Source organism: Streptomyces sp. NPDC059851 (genome assembly GCF_042732005.1).
GTDB lineage: Bacteria > Actinomycetota > Actinomycetes > Streptomycetales > Streptomycetaceae > Streptomyces.
The window spans coordinates 1-17,026 of sequence record NZ_JBHWJJ010000164.1; the positions used below are offsets into that span (position 1 = coordinate 1).

Here is a 17,026-nt window from a genome sequence, read left to right on the forward strand (position 1 = left end):
CCCCGCCACCGCAGCCGCGGTGGCGGGGCGCCGCCATACCCCCGCAGGGCTCCCGTCGGAACCCGCGGGGCCCTCAGCTCTTGCGGTGGCCCACCAGCCGCGGCTTGGACTCCAGCCCGTCCAGCCCGTGCCAGGCCAGGTTCACCAGGTGCGCCGCGACCTCCGCCTTCTTCGGTCGCCGGACGTCCAGCCACCACTGCCCGGTCAGAGCCACCATCCCGACCAGCGCCTGCGCGTACAGCGGGGCCAGCTTCGGGTCGAAGCCCCGCGCCTTGAACTCCAGGCCCAGGATGTCCTCGACCTGCGTGGCGATATCGCTGATCAGCGACGCGAACGTGCCCGTCGACTGGGCCACCGGCGAATCGCGCACCAAGATCCGGAAACCGTCCGTATAGGACTCGATGTAGTCCAGCAGGGCGAACGCCGCCTGCTCCAACAGCTCCCGCGGATGACCTGCCGTCAACGCACCCGTCACCATGTCGAGCAGCTGCCGCATCTCCCGGTCCACCACGACCGCGTACAGGCCCTCCTTGCCGCCGAAGTGCTCGTACACCACCGGCTTGGACACCCCGGCCTTGGCCGCGATCTCCTCCACCGAGGTGCCCTCGAAACCCTTCTCGGCGAACAGGGCCCGGCCGATGTCCAGCAGTTGCTGGCGCCGCTCCGCGCCCGTCATCCGAACCCGGCGACCACGCCTGGGCTTGTCGCTGCTGGAAGTGCTGCCGTCGATCGCCACGCCCCCCATCATGCCGCGTGCGACGCGTTTTCCCTGCGTCGGGCGTCGATACGGGCCCCGGACGGCCAACGCACGTCCGTCGCCCAGCCCGCCAGCTCGAACCAGCGGATCAGCCGGGCACTGGAATCCACCTGTCCGCGCAGCACACCGTGCCGGGCCGACGTCGGGTCCGCGTGGTGCAGGTTGTGCCACGACTCCCCGCACGACAGGACCGCCAGCCACCACACGTTCCCCGACCGGTCCCGGGAACGGAACGGTCGCCTGCCCACCGCATGGCAGATCGAATTGATCGACCACGTCACATGGTGCAGCAGCGCCACCCGTACCAGGGAACCCCAGAAGAACGCCGTGAACGCACCCCACCACGACATGGTCACCACACCGCCGACCAGCGGCGGAACCGCCAGCGACACCACCGTCCAGAACACGAAGTCCCGCGAGATCCGCCGCAGCGCCGGATCCTTGATCAGATCGGGGGCGTACTTCCGCTGGTCGGTCTGCTCCGTGTCGAACAGCCAGCCGACGTGCGCCCACCACAAGCCCTTCAGCAGCGCCGGCACGCTCTCCCCGAACCGCCACGGCGAATGCGGGTCGCCCTCCTGGTCGGAGAACCGGTGGTGCCTGCGGTGGTCGGCCACCCAACGCACCAGCGGCCCCTCCACCGCCATCGACCCGAGCACCGCCAGCACGATCCGCAGCGGCCGCTTCGCCTTGAAGGAGCCGTGCGTGAAATGGCGGTGGAAGCCCACCGTGATCCCGTGACAGGTCACGAAGTACATGGCCGCCATCAGGCCGAGGTCCAGCCAGCTCACCCCCCACCCCCAGGCCAGCGGCACCGCGGCCAGCAGCGCCAGGAACGGGACCGTGATGAACAGCAGCAGCGCGACCTGCTCGATCGACCGCTTGTGTTCCCCGCCGCGGGTCGCGGACGGCAGCGGCGGACCGGGCGGCGAGGAGGGGGAGGACGGATCGGACGGCGGATCCGAGGGCGAGGACACGCCCTCGATCAGATCGGGACCGGTGGTCATGGGCGTCCCCTGAAGGAAGAGGGAGAAGGCGGCACCCCGGCTACGGATGCGTAACCTACGGCAACGTAAGTTCAGTATGGCAAAGCGCGGCCCCCCTACAAGAGGAGCGCCACAACACGGCACGGCGCACCCGTGGGCGCACCCCGCACGCCGCGCCCGCACCCGCAGGTACACCCCGCACGGCGCACGGCGCCCGCCTGTCGAGACGTTTACCGAGGCACGAGGCCCGGACACCTATCCTGGTGTCGTCGGACAGCGCGGTCCGCACGGGCAGCCGAGCTGCGCCGCAGAGGGACTCCCCCGCAACGGAACGGACACCGAGCCGGGCGGCAGTGCCAGCACGCGCGCACGCCGGAGCCCACCTCCCCGTAGCGCTCGACCACTGCAAGGAGCCGCACCTGTGAGCAGTGCCGACCAGGCCTCCACCGCCCACACCCCGGGCCGGGCCCCGTCCGCCGTCGCCGCCGTCAACGCCGAGCTTCGCGCGGACATCCGCCGCCTCGGCGACCTCCTCGGCGAGACCATCGTCCGCCAGGAAGGTCGAGAACTCCTCGACCTCGTCGAGCGCGTCCGTGCCCTCACCCGCACCGACGGCGAGGCCGCCGCCGCCCTCCTCGGCGACACCGACCTGGAGACCGCCGCCAAGCTGGTGCGCGCCTTCTCCACCTACTTCCACCTCGCGAACGTCACCGAGCAGGTGCACCGCGGCCGCGAGCTCCGCGCCCACCGGGCCGCCGAGGGCGGGCTCCTCGCCCGCACCGCGGACATGCTCAAGGACGCCGACCCCGAGCACCTGCGCGAGACCGTGCGCAACCTCAACGTCCGCCCGGTCTTCACCGCCCACCCGACCGAGGCCGCCCGCCGCAGCGTCCTGAACAAGCTGCGCCGTATCGCGGCCCTCCTGGAGGAGACCGCCGCCGGCTCCGGAGACCGCCGCCGCCAGGACCTCCGCCTCGCCGAGAACATCGACCTCGTCTGGCAGACGGACGAGCTCCGCGTCGTCCGCCCCGAGCCGGCCGACGAGGCCCGCAACGCCATCTACTACCTCGACGAGCTCCACGCCGGCGCCGTCGGCGACGTCCTGGAGGACCTCGCCGCCGAACTCCAGCGGGTCGGCATCGAACTGCCCCCCGGCACCCGCCCCCTCACCTTCGGCACCTGGATCGGCGGCGACCGCGACGGCAACCCCAACGTCACCCCCGACGTCACCCGCGAGGTGCTGATCCTCCAGCACGAGCACGGCATCACCGACGCCCTGGAACTCGTCGACTTCCTGCGCAGCCTGCTGTCCAACTCCATCCGGTACACCGGGGCCACCGAGGAACTCCTCTCCTCCCTCCAGGCCGACCTCGAACGCCTCCCCGAGATCAGCCCCCGCTACAAGCGGCTCAACGCGGAGGAGCCCTACCGGCTCAAGGTCACCTGCATCCGGCAGAAGCTCCTCAACACCCGCGAGCGCCTCGCCAAGGGCACCCCCCACGAGGAGGGCCGCGACTACCTCGGCACCGCCGAGCTCCTCACGGACCTCACCCTCATCCAGACCTCCCTGCGCGAGCACCGCGGCGGCCTCTTCGCCGACGGCCGCATGGACCGCACCATCCGCACCCTCGCCGCCTTCGGCCTCCAGCTCGCCACCATGGACGTCCGCGAGCACGCCGACGCCCACCACCACGCCCTCGGGCAGCTCTTCGACCGCCTCGGCGAAGAGTCCTGGCGCTACGCCGACATGCCCCGCGAGTACCGGCAGAAGCTGCTCGCCAAGGAGCTCCGCTCCCGCCGCCCCCTCGCCCCCACCCCGGCCCCCCTCGACGCGGCCGGCCAGAAGACCCTCGGCGTCTTCCTCACCGTCAAGGACGCCTTCGAGAAGTTCGGGCCCGAGGTCATCGAGTCCTACATCATCTCCATGTGCCAGGGCGCCGACGACGTCTTCGCCGCGGCCGTACTCGCCCGCGAGGCCGGCCTCGTCGACCTCCACGCCGGCTGGGCCAAGATCGGCATCGTGCCGCTCCTGGAGACCACCGACGAGCTGCGCGCCGCCGACGTCATCCTCGACGAGATGCTCGCCGACCCCTCCTACCGGCGCCTGGTATCCCTCCGCGGCGACGTCCAGGAGGTCATGCTCGGCTACTCCGACTCCTCCAAGTTCGGCGGCATCACCACCAGCCAGTGGGAGATCCACCGGGCCCAGCGCCGCCTGCGCGACGTCGCCCACCGCTACGGCGTACGCCTGCGCCTCTTCCACGGCCGCGGCGGCACCGTCGGCCGGGGCGGCGGCCCCTCCCACGACGCGATCCTCGCCCAGCCGTGGGGCACCCTGGAAGGCGAGATCAAGGTCACCGAGCAGGGCGAGGTCATCTCCGACAAGTACCTCGTCCCGTCCCTGGCGCGGGAGAACCTCGAACTCACCGTCGCGGCCACCCTGCAGGCCTCCGCCCTGCACACCGCACCCCGCCAGTCCGACGACGACCTCGCCCGCTGGGACGCGGCGATGGACATCGCCTCCGACGCCGCCCACGCCGCCTACCGGGCCCTCGTCGAGGACCCGGACCTGCCGGCCTACTTCTTCGCCTCCACCCCGGTCGACCAGCTCGCCGACCTGCACCTGGGTTCCCGCCCCTCCCGCCGCCCCGATTCCGGCGCCGGCCTCGACGGCCTCCGCGCCATCCCGTGGGTGTTCGGCTGGACCCAGTCCCGCCAGATCGTCCCCGGTTGGTACGGCGTCGGCTCCGGCCTCAAGGCCCTCCGCGAGGCCGGCCAGGACGACGTCCTCGGCGAGATGGGCGAACGCTGGCACTTCTTCCGCAACTTCCTGTCCAACGTCGAGATGACCCTCGCCAAGACGGACCTGCGGATCGCCCGCCACTACGTCGACACCCTCGTCCCCGACGAACTCAAGCACGTCTTCGACCGCATCCGCGCCGAACACGAGCTCACCGTCCGCGAAGTGCTGCGCATCACCGGCGGCGAACGCCTCCTCGACTCCCAGCCCGTCCTCCAGCAGACCTTCGCGGTCCGCGACGCCTACCTGGACCCCATCTCCTACCTCCAGGTCTCCCTGCTGGCCCGTCAGCGCGCCGCCGCCGCCCGCGGCGAGGAACCCGACCCGGTCCTCTCCCGCGCCCTGCTCCTCAGCGTCAACGGCGTCGCCGCCGGCCTGCGCAACACCGGTTGACCCGGCGGCGCAGCCGCCCGTACGCACGACAGGGCCCCCGCACCGTCACGGTGCGGGGGCCCCGCCGTATTCACCGGGGGCACGCGGCCCCCGGCTCACGAGGACCTCAGCCCTCGGCACCGGCCTTGCGGCGGCGCACCACCAGCACGGCGCCGGCGGCGACCATCAGACCGGCCACGGTCGCGATCAGGCCGACCGGGGCGTCCGAGCCCGTGCTCGCCAGACCGCCGCCCGTACCGGCCGTCGAACCGCCGGTCGCCGGCGCGGACGAGGACCCCGACGGAGACGGGGAACCGGACGGGGAGCCCGACGCGGAGCCGGACGGGGACGTCGACGGGCTGCCCGACGGGGAACCGGACGGCGAACCCGACGGAGAGCCGGACGGGGACGAGGACGGGCTGCCGGACGGCGAACCGGACGGGCTGCCCGAGGGCGAACCGGACGGGGACGACGACGGCTTCGTCGAAGCCGGGCAGGTGTGCGACAGGTTGAACCAGTCGACCGAGCCACCCTTGACCTCCGCCGAAGCGGCCGTCAGCTTCGCACCCGGCGCGGACGCCACGTACGCGTGCTTCTCCGTGGGCGGGCCGAACACCGTCACGACCTTCTCGCCACCCGGCTCGAAGGTCACCTTCAGCTTCACGAACGTCGTCGAATTGCCCGGCAGCACGAAGTGCCAGCCGTCCTGCGAGGACGGGATGTCCGCGCACTGCTTCTCGTTCGACACCCCCTGGGAGGTGGCCGTCAGCGGAAGCTGCTGGTGGATCGGGACCGTGTACGAACCGTCGGCGAAGGCCGGGGCCGCACCGGCGACGAGCAGCAGGGAGGCAGCAGCGGGAACCGCTGCCGCCGCCCAGCGCTTGTGGGATATGGGCATGGGATACCTCTGGCGCATATGAGGGACGCGTGCCGTGGGAGGTGGCGGCCCAGCATGCTGAGCACGGCACGCCCGGGTCAAGAGGCAGTCGTCAGCATTCGCACGGAGTTGGTGTGCCGAGCACCTTATGTCCGCAGTAACGATCGGTGAGCGGAGGTCGCCCCACAGACCCCCGCCCCCTGGTGAACCGGGCGAAATCCCCAGGAAACCGTCAGGAGTTGTACGCGGACTGCGCCCGCTCCAGACCCTCGCTGATCAAGCACTCCACCGCGTCCGCCGCCCGGTCCACGAACCAGTCCAGCTCCTTGCGCTCCGTGGAGGAGAAGTCCTTCAGCACGAAATCGGCCACCTGCATCCGCCCCGGCGGACGCCCGATCCCGCACCGCACCCGGTGGTACTCCGCCCCCATCGCCTTCGTCATCGACTTCAGGCCGTTGTGCCCGTTGTCCCCGCCGCCCAGCTTCAGACGCAGCGTCGGGTAATCGATGTCCAGCTCGTCGTGGACCGCGACGATCCGGTCCACCGGCACCTTGTAGAAGTCCCGCAGAGCCGTCACCGGACCCCCCGACAGGTTCATGAAGGACATCGGCTTCGCCAGCACCACCCGCCGGTTCGCCGGCCCGGGAGGCCCGATCCGTCCCTCCACCACCTGCGCCCGCGCCTTGTGCGCCTTGAACTTCCCCCGGATGCGGTCGGCCAGCAGGTCGACCACCATGAACCCGATGTTGTGGCGGTTGCCCGCGTACTCCGCCCCGGGATTCCCCAGGCCGACGATCAGCCAGGGCGCCGCGTCGTCCGACATCACAAAGCTCCTTAACGTGGACGACCGCCGTCCTGCTCCAGTGGAACAGAACGGCGGTCGTTCAGCATCAGCGACAAGGGAACGGCGAGGCTCAGGCCTCGGCGCCCTCCGCCTCGGCGGCCGGCGCCTCGACCTGCGCCGCGACGACCTGCAGGACGACCGCGTCGGCCTCGGTCGCCAGGGTGACGCCCGACGGCAGGGCGATGTCCTTGGCGTGCACGGACGCACCGGCCTCCAGGCCCTCGACGGACACCGTCAGGGACTCGGGCAGGTGGGTGGCCTCGGCCTCGACCGACACGGTGGCCAGGACGTGCTCCAGCAGGTTGCCGCCGGCGGCCAGCTCACCCTCGGCCTGGACCGGAACCTCGACCGTGACCTTCTCGCCCTTCTTCACGGCGAGGAAGTCGACGTGGTCGACGGTGCGCTTGATCGGGTCCTTCTGGACGGCCTTCGGGATGACCAGCTCGGTGCCGGCGCCCGCGATGTCCAGGGAGATCAGGACGTTCGGGGTCTTCAGCGCCATGGTCAGGGCGTGGCCCTCGACGGAGACGTGCTTCGGGGCCTCGCCGTGACCGTAGATGACCGCGGGGATCTGCTTGTTGCGGCGGGTGGCGCGGGCGGCACCCTTGCCGAACACGGTGCGGATCTCAGCGGAGAGCTTGACCTCGGACATGATCACTCCTCGTGGGTGACGGAAATGGACAACGGTCACCCGGCCACGAAACGGCCTGCTACGAAGAGCGCGTCGATAACGGAGTCCCGGCACCTTCACGAAAAAGGCGCGGCCTCCCTCGCCGAGCAACTCGTCGAGTCTACCCGGCGGGGAGGCCGCACCCAAAAGGATCTACCGCGGGCCCCGCGGCAGGACCTGCCGCGGGGCTACCCGATCCTTACTGCTGCTCCTCGAAGAGGCTCGTCACCGAACCGTCCTCGAACACCTCGCGCACAGCGCGCGCGATCGTCGGGGCGATCGACAGCACCGTGATCTTGTCGAGCTCCAGGTCGGACGGGTCCGGCAGCGTGTTCGTGAACACGAACTCGCTCACCTTGGAGTTCTTCAGGCGGTCCGCCGCGGGGCCGGACAGGATGCCGTGCGTGGCCGTCACGATGACGTCCTCAGCGCCGTGCGCGAACAGCGCCTCGGCCGCGGCGCAGATCGTGCCACCCGTGTCGATCATGTCGTCGACCAGGACGCAGACCCGGCCCCGGACCTCACCGACGACCTCGTGCACGGTCACCTGGTTGGCGACGTCCTTGTCGCGGCGCTTGTGCACGATCGCCAGCGGCGCGTCCAGACGGTCGCACCAACGGTCGGCCACGCGCACACGGCCCGCGTCCGGGGAGACGATCGTCAGCTTGGTGCGGTCCACCTTGGCGCCCACGTAGTCCGCGAGGACCGGAAGGGCCGACAGGTGGTCCACCGGGCCGTCGAAGAAGCCCTGGATCTGGTCGGTGTGCAGGTCGACCGTCAGGATCCGGTCGGCGCCCGCCGTCTTCAGCAGGTCCGCCACCAGGCGCGCCGAGATCGGCTCACGACCCTTGTGCTTCTTGTCCTGGCGGGCGTACCCGTACGACGGGATGATCACCGTGATCGAGCGGGCCGACGCACGCTTCAGCGCGTCCAGCATGATCAGCTGCTCCATGACCCACTTGTTGATCGGAGCCGTGTGGCTCTGGATCAGGAAGCAGTCCGCACCGCGCGCCGACTCCTGGAAGCGGACGTAGATCTCACCGTTGGCGAAGTCGAAAGCCTTGGTCGGCACGAGCTGGACGCCCAGCTGGTGCGCAACCTCCTCGGCCAGCTCGGGGTGGGCGCGGCCGGAGAAGAGCATCAGCTTCTTCTCGCCGGTCGTCTTGATCCCGGTCACAGCACAGTCTCCTCAGACGTGTTGAAAGCTGCTCGCCCCCGCGTGCGTCCGTCCCGCACACGGTGAGCCAGCCGAATTGCGTGCACTATCACGGTACGCCGTCTCCGACGTACCTGTTTCCGGACAGTTCACCCGGAAGGCTTGCTCAGTCCTCCGGGGAGTCGTCCCGGGCCGCCGACTGCGCCGCCGACGCAGCAGCACTCCCCGGACGCTTGCGGGCCACCCAGCCCTCGATATTCCGCTGCTGGCCTCGTGCAACGGCCAGCGCGCCGGGCGGCACATCCTTCGTGATCACGGACCCGGCCGCCGTGTAGGCGCCGTCCCCGATCGTGACGGGCGCCACAAACATGTTGTCCGAGCCCGTCTTGCAATGTGAGCCGACCGTGGTGTGGTGCTTGTGCTCACCGTCGTAGTTCACGAACACGCTCGCCGCACCGATGTTCGTGTACTCGCCGATCGTCGCGTCGCCCACGTAGGACAGGTGCGGGACCTTCGTCCCCTCGCCGATCGTCGCGTTCTTCATCTCCACGTACGTACCGGCCTTCGCCTTCACGCCGAGGTTCGTGCCCGGCCGCAGGTACGCGTACGGGCCCACCGACGCCGACTCGCCGATCACAGCGGAGTCCGCCACGGTGTTGTCCACCCGCGCCCCCGGACCCACCTGCGTGTCCTTCAGCCGCGTGTTCGGACCGACCTCGGCACCCTCCGCGACGTGCGTCGAGCCGAGCAGCTGCGTACCCGGGTGCACGAGCGCGTCCTGCCCGAACGTCACGGTCACGTCCACGAACGTACTCGCCGGGTCCACGACCGTCACGCCCGCGAGCATCGCCCGCTCCAGCAGTCGCGCGTTCAGCAGCGCCCGCGCCTCGGCCAGCTGCACCCGGTTGTTGATGCCCAGGATCTGGCGGTGGTCACTGCCCACGGACGCCCCCACGCGGTGGCCGGCCTCCCGCAGGATCCCCAGCACATCGGTGAGGTACTCCTCGCCCTGGCTGTTGTCCGTCCGCACCTTGCCCAGCGCTTCGGCCAGCAGCGCACCGTCGAACGCGAACACCCCGGAGTTGATCTCACGGATCGCACGCTGTTCGTCGGTGGCGTCCTTGTGCTCGACGATCGCGGTGACCGCGCCGGTCTCCGCGTCGCGGACGATGCGCCCGTAGCCGGTGGAGTCCGGGACCTCGGCGGTCAGGACGGTGACGGCGTTGCCGTCGGCGCCGTGGGTCGCGACCAGGGCCGACAGGGTCTCGCCGGTCAGCAGCGGGGTGTCGCCGCAGACCACGACCACGGTCCCCTCGACGGTCCCGCCGAGCTCCTGGAGCGCCATGCGGACGGCGTGCCCGGTGCCGTTCTGCTCGTACTGGACGGCCGTGCGGACGCCGGCGTCGACGTCGGCGAGGTGCGCGGCGACCTGCTCGCGGGCGTGGCCGACGACGACCACGAGGTGCTCGGGGTCGAGCTCGCGCGAGGCGGCGACGACGTGCCCCACGAGCGACCGCCCGCAGATCTCGTGCAGGACCTTGGGAGTGGCCGACTTCATGCGGGTGCCCTCACCCGCTGCGAGTACGACGACGGCTGCCGGGCGGTTGGCGCTCACGGGTGTGCCCTTCGGCTTCGGGTGGTGGACTCCCGAAGGATACCGGGGGGTCAGGGGCCGTAAACGAGGGCGGGCCCTGACCTTCCGGTCAGGGCCCGAACCCGCACAGCTCCCCTGCCAGGATTCGAACCCGGACATAAGGTACCAAAAACCTCAGTGCTGCCATTACACCACAGGGGATGGTAAAGCTGACCAAATTGGACATTTGGTCCTTCGGTTGAACCGACGGACCCCACTATGCCGCACCAAGTGCCTTCAATGCGACGGTACAAGTCGCGAACGGCGACATGCGGACGATCAAGCAACTCCGTGGTCGCCACCGGTGGGGGAATTCCGGTCGCAGCCGGGCCGGGGCCGCTGCGTAGGCTGGGCGGCATGACCAGTACGGGGGAATTGCAGGGCGGGGCCGGCCGGGACGGGCCCGGGCCCCTGTGGTGGGAGCGGCCGCGGTACGCGGTGCTCGACGGGGGGATCGCGGCGGTGTCGGCAGCGGAGTGCGCCGCCGAGGGGGTGGCCTTCGCACACGAAACCGGCATTCCGACCGCACTGGGGGTGCTGTTCGGCGTGCTGGTGGGGTCCGTGGTGCTGCTGCGGCGGCGCTGGCCGGTCGCCGTGGTCCTCGTCGGGATCGCCGTGGCGCCGGCGGCCATGGGCATGGTGCTCAGCGTGGTCGGGCTGTACACGCTCGCCGCCAGCGAAGTGCCCCGCAGGATCACCTCGACGCTGACCGTACTGGCGCTGGTGGCCACGTTCATCGTGATGTACGTGCGCACCAGCGGGGGCGTCGGCGCCACGCACGGCGTGGTCCTCGTGCTCTCCGGCGTCCTGGCGGTCGCACTGAACGTGGTGCCGGTCCTGCTCGGCCTGTACATGGGGGCGCGGCGCCGGCTGATGGAGAGCCTGCAGGAGCGGGCGGACTCGCTGGAGCGGGAGCTGCTGCTGCTGGCGGAGCGGGCGGAGGAACGGGCCGAGTGGGCCCGCCGGGAAGAACGGACCCGGATCGCCCGGGAGATGCACGACGTGGTGGCGCACCGGGTGTCGCTGATGGTGGTGCACGCGGCGGCGTTGCAGGCCGTGGCGGCCAAGGACCCGGTGAAGGCGGCGCGCAACGCGGCGCTGGTGGGCGACATGGGCCGGCAGGCACTGACGGAGCTGCGGGAGATGCTCGGGGTGCTGCGGGCGCCGGTGCCGGCGAAACCGGCGGGGGCCGGGATGGCTGCGGAGCCCGCAACGGCGGCCGTGGCGGTCGCCGTGGCGGTCGCCCCGGCGGCGGGTCCGGAGGACGGGCCGACGCTGGCGGAGCTGGAGGCGCTGATCGGGCAGTCCCGGGCGGCGGGGATGGTCGTGGACCTGGACGTCCGGGGCGCGGGGGGCGCGTATCCCGCCGAGGTGGAGCAGACGGCGTACCGGGTGGTGCAGGAGGCGCTCACGAACTGCCACAAGCACGCGCCGGGCGCGAAGGTCGTGGTGCGGCTGGCCCACCGGGACGGCGAGGTGGCCATGCAGGTGGAGAACGGGCCCGGTGCGGCCGACGTGGCGCGGCCCGAGCTGCCCAGCGGCGGGAACGGGCTGGTCGGGATGCGGGAGCGGGTGCTCGGGCTCGGCGGGGTGTTCGTGTCCGGTCCGACGGACGCCGGCGGCTTCCGGGTGTCGGCGGTGCTGCCGGGCGCGGCCCCACAGGGGTAGCGGCCGGCTCCGGCGGGCCCGGCCGCGGCCCGGCCAGCCCCCCCGGTCGGACCACGGGCCGGGTCCCGGCGCATCCGGTGCACCGGGACGGGCGGGTCAGTGGGCGACGGTGAGGCGCGCCGGCTGCAGGCCGGTCAGGAGGAGGGTCAGGGCCTCCTCCATGCCGGAACCGAGGTACCAGTCGCCGGTGTGGTCGATGGCGTAGACCCGGCCCTCGCGGTCGATGGCGAGGTGGGACGCGCCGTCGGAGTCGACGCCGAGCGGACAGAGCTGGGTGGACAGGGCGCGCCCGAGGTCGGCGAAGGTACGGGCCAGGTGCAGGCCGGTCAGGGGGTCCAGGCGTACGGGGACGGGCGCTATCTGGCGGCCCGGCCCGGGGGCGGTGACCGCGAGGCCGCCGAATTCCGCCCAGGCCTCGACGGCGGCGGGGAAGACGCTGTGCCGGTGTCCGGCGGGTGTGGTGTGGTCCCGGAGCGCGTCGGCCCAGTACTCGGCCTGCTTGATGTCCCAGCGACCGGGCTCCCAGCCGGCGGTGCGCAGGGCGGTGTCCACGGCCGCGGGGAAACGGGTGGCCGAGGAGCGGTCGTAGGAGGCGGAGGAGGTGGTCATGGTGACGGGGGTCAGGCCCTCTCGGAGGCGGGTGTGAGGTCGACGGGTCGCACACCGAAGTGGGCGAGGAGGGCCTCGCAGGAGCGGCAGGGAGGTGCGTAACTGCCGTGGAGGGGGTCGCCGTCCTCGCGGATGCGACGGGCGGTGATCTTGGCGTGCTTGAGGGAGCGGCGCGCTTCGTTGGCGGTGAGGGGCTTGCGGGAGGCGCGCTTGCTGCGGGCCTGCTCCGCGGCGGTGAGGTGCCGGGAGAGGAGTATCGCCTCGGGACAGCGGCCGGTGAACCGCTCGCGTTGGCTACTGGTGAGCGTGTCGAGGAAGTCCTGGACGAGCGGGTGGAGGGTGGGCGGCTGGTCGGCCTTGCCCGCGGTGCCGGTCAGGGTTTCGCCGCGCACGGAGAGGGCGGCGGCGACGGTGGGGAGGATGCCGTCGCGGCGGAAGCGGGGTACGGGCACGGCCGAGTGGCCGCCCGCCGAGCTCCAGCGCAGGCGCGGGTCCGAGGCGGGGCCGGCGGCTTCCGGTCCGGTGTCGGCTGCCGTCGTGCGTGTTGCCGTGTTCTGCATGGTCGCGTCTTCCCTCCCGTGGCTGCGGTGATGGCCGCTGTCGCGCACGCCCCCGTGCTCTGGGGACAGCCTGTCAAATGTCCCCGGCGGTGTGGAACGGGGGTCGAATATTCGTATCAATTCGGATGTTCCTGGCCGTCGGGTGGGTGCGCGGCTCGGGGGCGGGTGCCGCTCTTGCCGGAGCACATAGGCTGTGGTGAACCAGCCAGATCCAGCAGGGGGCTACCGCCATGACGACAGGTCGGCTCGGCCAGGACGCCGCGCCACCCAACGCCGCGTACTCGGGGCAGGTCGTGCATTTCCCGGACCCGGTCCGGGCCGCTCGGCATCCCCGCGGCGTGCGGATGGGCGCGCAGGGACATCCCGACTTCTCCGCGTACGCGCGGGCGGCGGTGGAGATCGCCGAGCCGCCCGAGGGGTTCGGCGTGGACGAACTGCGGCTGACGGACTACGTGTCCGCGAACGCGGCGATGCGCGCGGCCGGCCACCCGCTGTGGGACACGGTCGGACCGGTGGCGACCCCGCACGGCTGGACCTGGCACCACGTGGCGGGGACACGGCGGATGGAGCTGGTTCCGGTCGAGGTGAAGGCGTTGCTGCGGCACCACGCAGGGCTGGCGACGGCACCGGTCAACCACGACCAGCGGGGGACGCGGCCGCTCCAGGAAGTGCGGCCGGCGCACATGCGGCTGCCGAAGTCGGTGGTGTCGGTGTCGGAGCAGCAGGTGCAGGGGATCGAGGAGGACCTCGGGTACCGGCTGCCGGAGGCGTACCGCTCGTTCCTGAAGGCGGCGGGCGGCTGCGCGCCGGCGGGCGTCGGGCTGGACGTGGAGCTGGGCGTGCTGGTGGACCAGCCGTTCTTCACGGTGCGTGAGGAGGCGGCGGTCAACGACCTGCTGTACGTCAACAAGTGTCTGCGCGACCACCTGACGAAGGACTACCTGTGCGTGGCGTTCGTGCAGGGCGGGCTGCTCGCGGTGAAGGTGAAGGGCGAGGGCATCGGCTCCGTCTGGTTCTCCCCGTACGACGACGGGCGCGACCGGGACGGCTGGTCCGTCCAGGAGCGCGTGGAGCGCCTGTTGCTGCCGTGCGGTGCCGATTTCGATGCCTTTCTCGAACGACTGGCCGGAAATCCGCCGGAGTTGGAGACGGTCGCCGGTCTGATGGTGGACGGCGGATTCGCACGCTCGGTTCCCGTGGAGGAGCCGGTTCCGGTGCCGGGTGCGGCACCGGTGGAGGGATGACAGCGCGATGGTGACGTTTGCGCAGGCGCAGGAGCGTGCCGAGGAATGGATCAACGGGGACGTGCCCCCGTACCAGCACCGCGAAGTGCGGGTGCGGGAGTTCGGGCTCGGCTTCGTGGTGTGGGCGGAGGACCGCCCGGGTGGCCCGGTGTCGGGGGGCGGCCGGCAACGGCTGGTCATCGCTCGGGACAGCGGCGAAGTCACGCTGTGGCCGGGCCTGCCGGTGGGTGAGGTGATCCGCCGGTACGAGGAGGAGTACGGAGCCGCAGCCGCGCCGGCGGCGGAGGCCTCGGTGCCGTCGCCGCGGATCGACTCGGAGCAGACGTCGTTCATGCTGAGCCCGCCCGAGTGGCTGCAGGAGGCCGCGGACCGGGCGGGGATCCCGGGCGGACCGGGGTCTTCGGGTTCGGCGGCGCCCGGCGCGGACGCGTCGGGCGCGGGCGTGCCGGGTACGGGCGTGCCGGGTTCGGGCGCGGGCGCAGAGTCCGCGGCTCCGGCTCCGGCTGCCGCCGCCGCGGACGGGGCCGCCGGGTCGGTGCCGGCCGTGCCGTCGACCGCGCCCGTGCCGGAGCCGGAGCCGGTCCCGCTGCGGCGAGAGGTGCCGTACGAGCCGACCGCGAACGACGGCGTGCCCGTCGGGGCGACGCCGTGGGCGGGGACGGACGTGAACCCGGGTGCCGACGAGGGCTCGGTCGCGCTGCCGGCGACCGTGTTCGCGCCGCCGCTGTCCGGGTCCGACCTGGAGGAGCTCGGGGCGTCCGCGGGCTCTTCCTCGGAGGCCAAGACCACGCTGATGGCGGGCGGCAGCCAGCTGCCCAAGACGGCGATCGTGCCCGCCGTGGACCTCGGACCCGGAGCGCCGCCGGTGCCCGCCCCCGGCTCCCCGGAAGCGCTCGCCCAGGAAGCCACGGGCCGGGCCCCCGTCGCGCCGCCCGCGGTGCCGCCCGCGCCGCCCGCGCCTCCGACCGCGCCCGCGCCTCCGACCGGACCCGCGTCCGCCTCTGCGGAGGCGCTGGCCCAGGAGCCCACGGACAGGGCCCCCGTCGCGCCGCCGGCGCCGCCCGCCGCTCCGGCTGTGCCCGGTCAGCCGCCGGCTCCTCCCGGTCCGCCCGGTGCTCCGGGGTCGTTGGGGCGTGGGCTGGACCATGCGGCGACGATGTTGGCCGGTCCCGCTGTGGTGGGTGGTCCTCCGGCGCCTCCTGGCCCGCCTGGTGTTCCGGGTGGGTCGAACGGTGCCGGTGTGGGTCAGCCGCCGGCTCCTCCCGGTCCGCCCGGTGCTCCGGGGTCGTTGGGGCGTGGGCTGGACCATGCGGCGACGATGTTGGCCGGTCCCGCTGTGGTGGGTGGTCCTCCGGCGCCTCCTGGCCCGCCTGGTGTTCCGGGTGGGTCGAACGGTGCCGGTGTGGGTCAGCCGCCGGCTCCTCCCGGTCCGCCCGGTGCTCCGGGGTCGTTGGGGCGTGGGCTGGACCATGCGGCGACGATGCTGGCCGGCCCTGCCGTGGTGGGTGGTCCTCCGGCGCCTCCCGGCCCACCCGGCCCACCCGGCGCACCCGGCGCACCCGGCGCCGGTCAGCCGCCCGCGCCCCCCGGCCCGCCCGGAGCCCCGGGCGCACCCGGAACGCCCCCGCACGGCATCGACCACGCCGCGACCATGCTGGCCGGCCCGGCCGTGGTCGGCGGTCCGCCCGCGCCCCCCGGACCCGGCCCGGCCGCCGCCGCGCCCTCCGGCGTACCCACCGTCGGCCCGGGCTACCAGGCCGTGCTCCGCTACCGCGCCCCCGACGGCTCCGAGCAGCAGATCATCCGCCGCTCGGCGCCCGGCACCCCGCACCCGGAGTGGCAGATCCTGCACGAGCTGCGCGCCATGAACGTGCCGCCGCAGCAGGTGCTGGAGCTGCACACCGAACTGGAGTCGTGCGAACTGCCCGGCGGCTACTGCGCCCGGATGATCCGGGAGACCTGGCCGCAGGTCCGGATCACGAGCGTGGCCCCGTACGGCAAGGACCACGCCGGACGCCAGGCCGGCATGCGGCACCTGCTGACCCACCAGGGCGAGCTGCACCAGGTGGCGGACGGCCCGGCGCGCCCCGCGCCGGTACGGGCGCCGCTGCCGCAGGTGCCGCTCCAGCCGGCGATCCCGCTCGACGCCATCGGCTCGGAGCTGGTCGGGGCGTTCGGCCCGCAGGGCGTGTTCCGCTTCGACCAGCGCGCGGTGTCCCGCCAGGGCGTGCCCGAGATCGTGGCGCAGACCCTGGTGTGGGCGGGTCTGCCCGTCGACTTCGGGCCGTTCTTCTGGGCGCAGGCGGTGCCGGGTCAGCCGGTCCCGACACTGGCCGAGCTCGCCGCGCAGCGGCAGGTGCAGCCCGCGTCGGACGCGGGCTCCTACCTGGTCATCGGCAGCGACTTCGGCAAGGCGCTGTGCGTGCAGTACGGGACGGCGCACATCGTGGCCGTCCCGGTCGAGGGCGGTCCGGGGGGAGCTCCGGTGCCGCCGCAGTTCGTGAACTCGAGCCTGCCCCAGTTCGTGCGGTCGCTGGCGATGCTGGGTCACATGTGGCGACTGCGCCAACACCTGACCCCGGAACAGGCGGGCCGCTGGACCGTCGATTTCCAGGCCAATCTGGCCGGTCTCGACACCGGGGCACTGAACTCGCCCGAGAGCTGGTGGTCCGTACTGCTGGAGCAGATGTGGGACGGACTGCTCTGATCGGATGATCGGTTCAGTGGCCGGGCCGGGACCCTGGAACCGGGGGCCCGCCCCCGCCAAAACGGGTGTTGGCGCCAAAAAACCAAAAATTTAAGGAATACACCCCCGGGAGGCGCACCCCCCAAGGGAGCACCCCAGATGCC

Annotated in this window: 13 protein-coding genes and 1 tRNA gene; 4 read left to right on the top strand and 10 right to left on the bottom strand. The window is 72.3% G+C overall.

Going from position 1 to position 17,026, the window contains the following annotated elements:
* Nucleotides 1-73: 73 nt before the first annotated feature.
* Nucleotides 74-748, bottom strand: a complete 675-nt coding sequence (locus ACFV7Q_RS34335; RefSeq protein ID WP_179177022.1) for a TetR/AcrR family transcriptional regulator — start codon at nt 746-748, stop codon at nt 74-76.
* Nucleotides 745-1,764 (bottom strand): acyl-CoA desaturase, encoded by a 1,020-nt coding sequence (locus ACFV7Q_RS34340; protein WP_385434732.1) that lies wholly within the window; start codon nt 1,762-1,764, stop codon nt 745-747. Before ACFV7Q_RS34340 ends, ACFV7Q_RS34335 begins: the two co-directional genes overlap by 4 nt.
* Before the next feature lie 400 nt (nt 1,765-2,164).
* On the opposite strand from ACFV7Q_RS34340, the gene ppc reads away from it, so the two are divergent.
* Nucleotides 2,165-4,936 carry a phosphoenolpyruvate carboxylase gene (gene ppc / locus ACFV7Q_RS34345; protein ID WP_385434734.1) on the top strand — a complete coding sequence of 924 codons (2,772 nt, stop codon included), beginning with the start codon at nt 2,165-2,167 and terminating at the stop codon, nt 4,934-4,936.
* Nucleotides 4,937-5,042: 106 nt separating this feature from the next.
* On the opposite strand, the gene ACFV7Q_RS34350 is transcribed toward ppc, so the two are convergent.
* The 6 genes from ACFV7Q_RS34350 to ACFV7Q_RS34375 all read right to left on the bottom strand — a co-directional run bounded on the left by ACFV7Q_RS34350 (nt 5,043) and on the right by ACFV7Q_RS34375 (nt 10,257).
* Nucleotides 5,043-5,813: an LPXTG cell wall anchor domain-containing protein gene (locus ACFV7Q_RS34350; RefSeq protein WP_385434736.1), complete on the bottom strand. Its 771-nt coding sequence runs from the start codon at nt 5,811-5,813 to the stop codon at nt 5,043-5,045.
* Between the two features lie 211 nt (nt 5,814-6,024).
* Nucleotides 6,025-6,615, bottom strand: a complete 591-nt coding sequence (gene pth, locus ACFV7Q_RS34355) for an aminoacyl-tRNA hydrolase (RefSeq protein ID WP_385434738.1) — start codon at nt 6,613-6,615, stop codon at nt 6,025-6,027.
* Nucleotides 6,616-6,706: 91 nt separating this feature from the next.
* Nucleotides 6,707-7,288 (bottom strand): 50S ribosomal protein L25/general stress protein Ctc, encoded by a 582-nt coding sequence (locus ACFV7Q_RS34360; protein ID WP_385434740.1) that lies wholly within the window; start codon nt 7,286-7,288, stop codon nt 6,707-6,709.
* Nucleotides 7,289-7,505: 217 nt separating this feature from the next.
* A complete protein-coding gene (locus ACFV7Q_RS34365; RefSeq protein WP_360630674.1) occupies nt 7,506-8,483 on the bottom strand; it encodes a ribose-phosphate diphosphokinase in 978 nt (325 codons plus the stop codon).
* 145 nt (nt 8,484-8,628) lie between these two features.
* Nucleotides 8,629-10,077 (bottom strand): bifunctional UDP-N-acetylglucosamine diphosphorylase/glucosamine-1-phosphate N-acetyltransferase GlmU, encoded by a 1,449-nt coding sequence (gene glmU, locus ACFV7Q_RS34370; protein WP_385434742.1) that lies wholly within the window; start codon nt 10,075-10,077, stop codon nt 8,629-8,631.
* A gap of 109 nt (nt 10,078-10,186) precedes the next feature.
* Nucleotides 10,187-10,257 (bottom strand) — tRNA-Gln (locus ACFV7Q_RS34375).
* 195 nt (nt 10,258-10,452) lie between these two features.
* Here ACFV7Q_RS34375 and ACFV7Q_RS34380 point away from each other — a divergent pair.
* Nucleotides 10,453-11,763 (top strand): sensor histidine kinase, encoded by a 1,311-nt coding sequence (locus ACFV7Q_RS34380; RefSeq protein ID WP_385434744.1) that lies wholly within the window; start codon nt 10,453-10,455, stop codon nt 11,761-11,763.
* Between the two features lie 96 nt (nt 11,764-11,859).
* Here ACFV7Q_RS34380 and ACFV7Q_RS34385 read toward each other — a convergent pair whose 3' ends face one another.
* Together ACFV7Q_RS34385 and ACFV7Q_RS34390 are read right to left on the bottom strand one after the other, a co-directional pair.
* Complete coding sequence (locus tag ACFV7Q_RS34385) at nt 11,860-12,372, bottom strand: SUKH-3 domain-containing protein (RefSeq protein ID WP_385434746.1); 513 nt, start codon at nt 12,370-12,372, stop codon at nt 11,860-11,862.
* Nucleotides 12,373-12,383: 11 nt separating this feature from the next.
* Nucleotides 12,384-12,932: a YwqJ-related putative deaminase gene (locus ACFV7Q_RS34390; protein WP_385434748.1), complete on the bottom strand. Its 549-nt coding sequence runs from the start codon at nt 12,930-12,932 to the stop codon at nt 12,384-12,386.
* 230 nt (nt 12,933-13,162) lie between these two features.
* On the opposite strand from ACFV7Q_RS34390, the gene ACFV7Q_RS34395 reads away from it, so the two are divergent.
* Together ACFV7Q_RS34395 and ACFV7Q_RS34400 are read left to right on the top strand one after the other, a co-directional pair.
* Complete coding sequence (locus ACFV7Q_RS34395) at nt 13,163-14,176, top strand: SMI1/KNR4 family protein (protein WP_385434750.1); 1,014 nt, start codon at nt 13,163-13,165, stop codon at nt 14,174-14,176.
* 7 nt (nt 14,177-14,183) lie between these two features.
* Nucleotides 14,184-16,883 carry an SUKH-4 family immunity protein gene (locus tag ACFV7Q_RS34400; RefSeq protein WP_385434752.1) on the top strand — a complete coding sequence of 900 codons (2,700 nt, stop codon included), beginning with the start codon at nt 14,184-14,186 and terminating at the stop codon, nt 16,881-16,883.
* The last annotated feature ends 143 nt before the right edge of the window (nt 16,884-17,026 follow it).